Origin of the sequence: Dietzia sp. DQ11-71 (assembly GCF_014144995.1) — a bacterium.
GTDB lineage: Bacteria > Actinomycetota > Actinomycetes > Mycobacteriales > Mycobacteriaceae > Dietzia > Dietzia kunjamensis.
Genome location: NZ_JAALDT010000132.1, coordinates 1 through 8,387 on the forward strand (window position 1 = coordinate 1; position 8,387 = coordinate 8,387).

General features: G+C 69.5%; 4 protein-coding genes. All 4 read right to left on the minus strand.

Annotated elements, in window-relative coordinates:
- Nucleotides 1-77 precede the first annotated feature (77 nt).
- The 4 genes from narH to G6023_RS05600 all read right to left on the minus strand — a co-directional run bounded on the left by narH (nt 78) and on the right by G6023_RS05600 (nt 8,288).
- Nucleotides 78-1,733: a nitrate reductase subunit beta gene (narH, locus tag G6023_RS05585; RefSeq protein WP_069390164.1), complete on the minus strand. Its 1,656-nt coding sequence runs from the start codon at nt 1,731-1,733 to the stop codon at nt 78-80.
- Nucleotides 1,733-5,506, minus strand: a complete 3,774-nt coding sequence (locus G6023_RS05590) for a nitrate reductase subunit alpha (RefSeq protein WP_182634366.1) — start codon at nt 5,504-5,506, stop codon at nt 1,733-1,735. Before G6023_RS05590 ends, narH begins: the two co-directional genes overlap by 1 nt.
- Entirely contained in the window at nt 5,503-6,780 is a 1,278-nt protein-coding gene (locus G6023_RS05595) for an MFS transporter (protein WP_182634368.1), read from the minus strand. Before G6023_RS05595 ends, G6023_RS05590 begins: the two co-directional genes overlap by 4 nt.
- A gap of 230 nt (nt 6,781-7,010) precedes the next feature.
- Entirely contained in the window at nt 7,011-8,288 is a 1,278-nt protein-coding gene (locus tag G6023_RS05600; protein ID WP_182634369.1) for a globin domain-containing protein, read from the minus strand.
- Nucleotides 8,289-8,387 lie beyond the last annotated feature (99 nt).

An 8,387-nucleotide genomic window follows, 5' to 3' on the forward strand; every position in this document is an offset into this window, starting at 1 on the left:
GGCCCACCGCCCGACGCACCCGCGCGAACAGGTCGCTGCCGAAGCCGGTTCCGGCCAGGAATTGTGCACCCATCGCGTCAGTCCTTGCTTCCGGGGAACAGGCCGCCCGTGCCGAGACCGTCCCAGTTGAGGAGGTTGACCCTTCTGGACTTGTCGCCCGGCGAGGCGATGGTGTCCGAGGTCTGCCTCTGCTTGAGGGCGTGGAAGCTCTCGACGGCGATCGGCAGGGCCTGGTCGCCCGAGCCCTCACCGAACGGCCCGGACTCGCCCATCATCCCGGGCCCGCCCTCGTAGTCCAGGCTGCACTCGGTGGCCAGTTCCTCCAGCGAGTGGGCCTGTTCCTGGTGGGCGGTGGGGATCACGTAGCGCTCGTCGTAGTGGGCCAGGGCCAGGAGTCGGTACATGTCGTAGACGTCCTCCTCGGTCATCCCGACGGCGTCGCAGATCTCCGCACGGGGTTCGCGACCGAGGTTGATGTCACGCATGTAGGTGCGCATCGCGGCCAGCCGGTTGAGCACCACCTGGATGGCGTCCACGTCACCCGCGGTGAACAACTCCGCGAGGTACTCCATGGGGATGCGCATGGTGTCGATGGCGCCGAAGAGGGTGTCGGCGTCCTCGCCGTCACCACCGTCCGCGGCGACCCGGTCGACGATGGGCGACAGCGGCGGGACGTACCAGACCATCGGCATGGTGCGGTACTCCGGATGCAGCGGCAGGGCCACCTCGAACCGGGAGATGAGCTGCCAGATCGGCGACCGCTGGGCGCCCTCGACCCAGTCGTCCGGGATGCCGGCCTCGCGGGCCGCGGCGACCACCTCGGGATCGTTCGGGTCGAGGAAACACGAGCGCTGCGCGGCGAGCAGCTTGTGCTCGTCCGGCTCGGAGGCCGCCTCGAGCACCCTGTCGGCGTCGTAGAGGATGAGTCCGATGTACCGCAGGCGTCCCACGCACGTCTCCGAGCACACGGTGGGGATGCCCACCTCGACGCGGGGGAAGCAGAACGTACATTTCTCGGCCTTGCCCGTGCGGTGGTTGAAGTACACCTTCTTGTACGGGCAGCCGGTCACGCACTGGCGCCAGCCGCGGCAGCGGTCCTGGTCCACCAGGACGATGCCGTCCTCGACCCGCTTGTACATCGCGCCCGACGGGCACGAGGACACGCACGACGGGTTGAGGCAGTGCTCGCAGATGCGCGGCAGGTAGAACATGAAGGTCTCGGAGAACTCCGCCTTGATCTCCTCGCTCACCTTGGCCAGGATCGGGTCGTCCTTCAGGTGGGTGGGGGAACCGCCCAGGTCGTCGTCCCAGTTGGCGGACCACGAGATCTTCATCGGCTTGCCGCTGATGAGCGAGTACGGCCGGGCTACCGGCGTGTGCTCCTGCAGGGGCGAGGACACGAGCGTGTCGTAGTCGTACGTCCACGGCTCGTAGTAGTCGTCGATCGACGGCATCGTGGGGCTGGAGAAGATCTGGAGCAGCTTCTTCATCCGCCCGCCGGCCTTGAGCCTGAGCTGGCCGTTCTTGCCGAGTTCCCAGCCGCCCTTCCACCGCTCCTGGTCCTCGTACGTCCGGGGATACCCCTGCCCGGGTCGGGTCTCTACGTTGTTCCACCACATGTACTCGGTGCCGGACCGGTTGGTCCACGCCTGCTTGCAGGTCACCGAGCAGGTGTGGCAGCCGATGCACTTGTCCAGGTTCATCACCATGGACATCTGGGCCATGACGCGCATCAGTACTGCACCTCCTGGGAGCGACGGCGGATGACCGTCACCTCGTCACGTTGGTTTCCGGTGGGGCCGATGTAGTTGAACGCGTAACTGAAGTGCGCGTACCCGCCGATGAGATGGCTCGGTTTGATGAGGATGCGGGTTGCCGAGTTGTGGATACCGCCGCGCTTGCCCGACGCCTCCGCGATCGGCACGTCGACCACGCGGTCCTGCGCGTGGTGCATGTAGACCGTTCCGGCCGGCATGCGGTGGGAGACGATGGCGCGGGCGACGACGACGCCGTTGCGGTTGACCGCCTCGATCCAGTCGTTGTCCACGACGCCGATGAGCTCGGCGTCCTCCTTGCTGATCCAGATGGTCGGCCCGCCGCGGGACAGGCTGAGCATGAGGAGGTTGTCCTGGTACTCCGAGTGGATCGACCACTTGTTGTGCGGGGTGAGGTAGCGGACGGTCAGCGCCGCGCCGCCGGACCCGTCATCCGAGCCGAGGACGGGCTCGCCGTAGAGCTGGTGCATGTTGAGCGGCGGCCGGTACACCGGCAGTTGCTCGCCCATCTCGGCCATCCAGTCGTGGTCCATGAAGAACTGCATCCGCCCGGTGAGCGTGTGCCACGGCTTGAGCCGCTCGACGTTGATGACGAACGCGCTGTACCGCCGGCCGCCGTGCTCGGACCCCGACCACTCGGGGGACGTGATGACCGGCTGGGGCCGGGACTGGGTGTCCGCGAAGGTGATGCGCTTGCCCTCCTCGCCCCGCGACAGGTCCGCCAGCTCGCGGCCGGTCCGGGCCTCGAGCTGCTCGAACCCCTGCGTCGCCAGCCGTCCGTTGGTCGTCCCGGACAGGGTGAGGATCGCCTCGCACATCCGGATGTCGGTGTCGAGCCGCGGTCGACCCTTCCCGACGCCCTTGCGGGTCTCGCCGTTGGCCTTGAGCAGGACCCCGATCTCCTTGTCGGGTTTGAGCATGAGTCCCTTGACGGGCATGCCGACCTTCTCCGCGAGCGGGCCGAGCGACCCGAACTTCTCCCCGAGTAGGCGGTAGTCGCGCTCGACCGCGGTGATCTTGGGGAAGTTCTTCCCCGGGACGGGCTCACACGAGCCGTCCTTCCAGTCCGAGACCGTGCCGCCCGGGTTGGCGAGCGCGTCCGGGGTGTCGTGCCCCAGGGGCGTCGCCACCACATCGGTCCGGATGTCGAGGTGACCGTGGCTGAGCTCGGAGACCTTCTCGGCGAGGAGGCGGAACGTCTCGAAGTCCGTCTTGGTCTCCCACGGCGGGTTGATGGCGGCGTTGAACGAGTGCACGAAGGGGTGCATGTCCGTCGACGACAGGTCGTGCTTCTCGTACCAGGTGGCCGCGGGGAACACCAGGTCGGAGAACAGGGTCGTGGACGTCATCCGGAAGTCGAGCGTGGTGAGCAGGTCCAACTTGCCGTCCTCGGCGTCCTCCCGCCACACCATGTCCCGCCCGCGGTGGCCCTCGGGGGCCTGGTCGGCGCGCAGTGACGAGTCGGTGCCCAGCAGGTGCTGGAGGAAGTACTCGTCACCCTTGGCCGACGACCCGAGCAGGTTGGAGCGCCACACGGTGAGCACCTTGGGCGCGTTGCCGGGGCCGTCCGGGTCCTCGGCGGCGAACCGCAGTGACCCGTCCTTGATCCGGCCCACCACGTGATCGGCCGCCGGCACCCCGGCGTCGGCGGCCTCCGCGCCCAGGTCCAGCGGGTTGGCGTCGAAGGTCGGGTAGGACGGCATCCAGCCCAGCCGGGCCGACATCGCGACGAGGTCCGGGGTGCTCATGCCGGCGAAGCGGTTCTCGCCGGTGGCGGCGGTCAGGACGTCGGCCCCGTAGGAGTCGTACTTCCACTGTCCGGTGTGCAGGTAGAAGAAGGCGGTGGCGATCATCTGCCGGGGCGGGCGCGACCAGTCCAGGCCCATTCCCACTTGCTGGAACCCGGTCAGCGGCCGGACCTTCTCCTGCCCGACGTAGTGGGCCCAGCCGCCACCGTTGACACCCTGCGTCCCGGTGAGGATGGTCAGCGCCAGGAAGGCCCGGTAGATGACGTCGGAGTGGAACCAGTGATTGGTGCCGGCGCCCATGAGGATCATGGACCGGCCGCCGGACTCGAGGGCGTTGCGGGCGAACTCGCGACCGATCCGCTCGGCCTGGGCGGCCGGCACGCCGGTGTGCTGCTCCTGCCATGCCGGGGTGTAGGGCTCGAGGTCGTCGTAACCGCTCGGCCAGCTGCCCGGCAGGCCCTGGCGGGCCACGCCGAACTGCGCCATCATCAGGTCCAGGACGGTGGTGACGCGCAGGTCCTCGCCGTCGTCACCCCTCACCGTCCGGTAGGGCACCCCGCGGGTGATGGTCCCGGCGTCGCCACGCACGGTGTCGAAGCGCGGCAGGACGACCTCGGCGGTGCCCTCCAGGGTGTCGAGCAGGCTCAACGCGGGGTCGATGTCACCCAGGTCGAGGTTCCAGTTCCCGGCGCCCTGCTCGCCGAACCGGTCGCCCAGGGTGCCGTTCGGCACCACCGGGCGCCCGGTCACGGCGTCCATGAGGACGGTCTTGTTCGCGGCGTTCTCACCCGGGGCCGCCTCGAGCACGCCGTCGGCGAGCATGTCCGCCGTGACGAACTTGTGCGGGACCACCGACCCGTCCCCGCGCGTGCGCAGGGTGATGAGGAACGGCAGATCCGTGTACTTCTTGGCGTACGACTCGAGCTCCGGCGTGGACCGGCGGGCGTAGAACTCGGTGAGCACGACGTGCACCATCGCCATGGCGAGGGCGCCGTCGGTGCCGGGGTGCGGGTGCAGCCACTCGTCGGCGAACTTGGTGTTGTCCGCGTAGTCGGGGGAGACCACCACCACCTTCTGGCCCCGGTAGCGGGCCTCGGTCATGAAGTGGGCGTCCGGGGTGCGCGTGACGGGGACGTTGGAGCCCCACATGATGAGGTAGGACGAGTTGAACCAGTCCGCGGACTCTGGGACGTCGGTCTGGTCGCCGAACACCTGGGGCGAGGCCACGGGCAGGTCCGCGTACCAGTCGTAGAACGACAGCATGGAGCCGCCGAACAGCTCGATGAAGCGGGAGCCGGCGCCGAACGAGGCCATGGACATCGCCGGGATGGGCGAGAACCCGGCGACCCGGTCCGGGCCGGAGGTCTTGGCCGTGTAGACGTGGGCGGCGGCGGCGATCTCCATCGCGTCCTCCCACCGGCAGCGCACCAGTCCGCCGTGGCCGCGGGCCCGCTTGTAGTAGGCGGTCTTCTCGTGGTCCTCGACGATCGAGGCCCACGCGTCCACCGGGTCGGAGTGCTCCGCGCGGGCCGCGCGCCACAGCTCCATTAACCGACCGCGGATGTAGGGGTAGCGCACGCGGGTGGGGGAGTAGGTGTACCAGGAGAAGGCGGCGCCGCGCGGGCAGCCGCGGGGCTCGTAGCCGGGCATGTCGTCGCCGATGTCCGGGTAGTCGGTCTGCTGCGACTCCCAGGTGATGATCCCCTCCTTGACGTACACCTTCCACGAGCACGAGCCCGTGCAGTTGACGCCGTGCGTGGAGCGGACCACCTTGTCGTGACTCCAGCGGTCGCGGTAGAACACGTCCGACTCCCGCCCGCCGGAGTGCGTGACGGTCCGTAGGTCGTCGGAGGCCTCCCCCCGGCGGAAGAACCGGCCGGCCCGCAGCAGGGCATCGGAGGCGGGGCCGTCCATCCGACCGGACCCGGTGCCGCGGCCCTCCGGCGTCGGCGAGGCGGGGCGGGGGGAGTCGATGCTGGTCATGCCGGTGTCCTTTCCGTAGCGGTGGACTCAGTGCGAGGGGTGCGGAGGAACCACAGCCAGGTGAGTACCGCGGTGACGATCGACAGTGCGAAGAGCAGGAGGAGGCCCGTGCGGTAGTTGCTGTCCTGGGTCCAGAAGTAGCCGAGCAGCAGTGGCGGGACGAAGCCGCCGAGGCCGCCCACGGCGCCGACGATGCCGGTGACGGAGCCGACCGAGGACGGCTCGACCAGCTTGGCGACGAGGGCGAACACCGCGCCCGAGGCGACGCCGAGCGAAGCGGCCATGATGAGGAACACCGCCGTTCCCACCGGGTAGAGCCGGTTCTCCATGCCGATCAACGGCATCTTCTCGGACGCCGCGGCGGCCATGAGGCCGGTGATGACGTAGCTGACCACCAGGACCCAGGCGCCGTCGAACTTGTCCGCGAGCGCACCGCCGAGAGGGCGACACGCGACCGCGATCACCACGAAGATCGCGGTGCGCAGCGACGCGTCCTCGACGTCCAGCTCGTAGAAGTTGTGCAGGTAGGTGGGCAAGTAGACCGAGAACGCCACGAACCCGCCGAAGCCCATCGTGTACATCCACGACAACTTGATGGTGACCGGCCGCGCGAGGGTCTTGGCGGCCTTGACCACCCAGTTACCCTGGGCGGGCGTCCAGGTCGGCGAGTTCTTCAGGAGCATCCGGGCGACGACCGCGTACACGGCCAGCAGGATCGCGACCAGGACGAACGGCGCCTGGTCGCCGAACGCCTCGCGGAGCCGCAGGGTCGTGAACGCGGCGATGGCCGTGCCGCCCATGCCGGCGCCGAAGATGCCGATCGCCGTGCCGCGCCGGTTCGGCGGGAACCAGGAGTTGACGGTGGGGACGCCGACGGCGAACGAGGTGCCGCCGATGCCCAGGAAGAATCCGCCGATGAGCAGGACGGTCAGGCTGTTGTCGACGAACCCGACGAACAGGGTGGGGAGGATCGTCAGCGCGGCGATCAGCGGGAACATCGTGCGGCCGCCGAGGCGGTCGGTGAGCGCGCCGACGGGGATCCGGCCGAGTGACCCGACCACGACCGGCAACGCCACGACGAGCGATTGTTGGAACGACGTCAGTCCCAACTGGTCCTTGTATGTCGCGCCCAGCGGTCCCATCAGGGCCCACGCCCAAAAGGTGAGAAGGAATCCCGAGAAGCACAGGGCCAGTGCGAGGTTCGCTTTCCCGGGGTCGGGGACGACAGGGGGGCCCGCATCGCGGGTCGCGGAATCTGGTGCTGAGGACACCATGGGTCCTTTCGCGTCGGCTCTCGCTGCGTCGGATCTGTGTTTTGTCTCGCTGCGCCGGGCCAGTTCGAGGGGGAACCGCCCGGACCCCGAGTGTCTGCCAGATCGCGGCGAGTGTCCGCGAGTTCGTCCACACGCCCACGAGTTGTTACAGGTCAAATACACTCGGGCACGCGCCTTTCGGGGCTGCGCGTGGGCCCGGACGGAGGCCATCCGGGCCCACGCCGGCGGGACTACACCAGCCAGTCGTTCGGGGCGAACAACTCCGCGTGGAGCCGCTCGGCGGGCACGCCGGCCTCGAGGAACTGCGGGCGCAGTGACTGGAGGAAGCCGGTCGACCCGCAGAGGAAGACGTGCGCCCCCTCGGGGAGTTCGACCGTCGCCAGGTCCATGAATCCCGGGTGGACCGCGCCCGGGCCGGCGACGGTGTCCGCCCCCTGCTCGTACCAGGTGTGCACCTCGGCGTCGGCGAGCAGCGAGGACTCGCCCGCGACCTCCTCGGCGAGGACGTGGTCGGCCGGCGATCGGTCGGCGTGCAGGACGAGCACGCGACGGGTGTCCTCCGTCGCCGACAGGTGGGCGACCATCCCGAGCATCGGGGTGATGCCGATCCCGGCCGAGCAGAGGACCACGGGCGCGGCGTCCTGGTCGCGGCCGATCCCGGCGGCGTCCAGGACGAGGTCGCCGAACGGGAGGGTGACTTGGATCGTGGTGCCGACCTCGGCGTGGGCGTGCAGCCAGCCCGAGACCTCGCCGGCGGGGCAGCCGAGCCCGCCCCGGACCTCGGCGTCGACCCGGCGGACACCGATGCGCCACGTGCCGTCGCCCGGTGCCGTCGACAGGGAGTACTGACGCAGCTGGCGCGCGCCGTCGGGGAGGACCACGCCGACGGAGGTGTACTGGCCCGGGCGGAAGTCGGGCAGCGGCTCGCCGTCGGGACCACCGAGGGTGAACACGGTGACCGAATCCGTCACGTCCTCCCGGGCGATCACGGTGGCGATGCGGAAGACGTCCCCCGGTTCCACCTGCGCCTCGGCGTAGAGGGCCTTCTCGAAGTCCACCAGGACGGCGGCCATGATCCAGTAGACCTCGTCCCACGCCGCCGCGACCTCCGGGGTGATCGCCTCGCCCAGGACCTCCACGATCGCGCCGAAGAGGTAGTCGTGGACCACCTGGTACTGGTCGGGGGTGATGCCGAGGCTCGCGTGCTTGTGCCCGATCCGGGAGAGCATGTCGACCGGGCTCCGGCCGTCCACCAGCAGGGTGGCGAAGGTCGCGATCGACGCCGCGAGCGCGCGCTGTTGGGCGCCCAGCTTCTGGTTGCCGCGGTTGAAGGTGTCGCGGAGGAGCTCGGGGTTGTCGGCGAACATCGTCCGGTAGAAGACGGGCGTGATCTCGTCGATGTGGGCGCCGATGACCGGCAGGGTCGCGCGGATGACGGTGGCGTGTTCCTCGGACAGCTCGCGGGGGTGCGCGAGGATCGACTCCAGGGTGGTGAGCGACGTGGTCATGGGGGATCTCCTTCTCGGGGCGTGATGGGGTGGCCCGGGCACCGTGGGGGCCGGACTGCGGGGTGGGGGTGTTGCGGGGTGGGGGGTGATGTGGGGTGG

What these genes read in the sequence shown, in the direction of transcription:
- narH (WP_069390164.1), bottom strand. Translation starts at nt 1,733, where the DNA reads ATGCGCGTCATGGCCCAGATGTCCATGGTGATGAACCTGGACAAGTGC.
- G6023_RS05595 (WP_182634368.1), bottom strand. Translation starts at nt 6,780, where the DNA reads ATGGTGTCCTCAGCACCAGATTCCGCGACCCGCGATGCGGGCCCCCCT.
- G6023_RS05600 (WP_182634369.1), bottom strand. Translation starts at nt 8,288, where the DNA reads ATGACCACGTCGCTCACCACCCTGGAGTCGATCCTCGCGCACCCCCGC.
- G6023_RS05590 (WP_182634366.1), bottom strand. Translation starts at nt 5,506, where the DNA reads ATGACCAGCATCGACTCCCCCCGCCCCGCCTCGCCGACGCCGGAGGGC.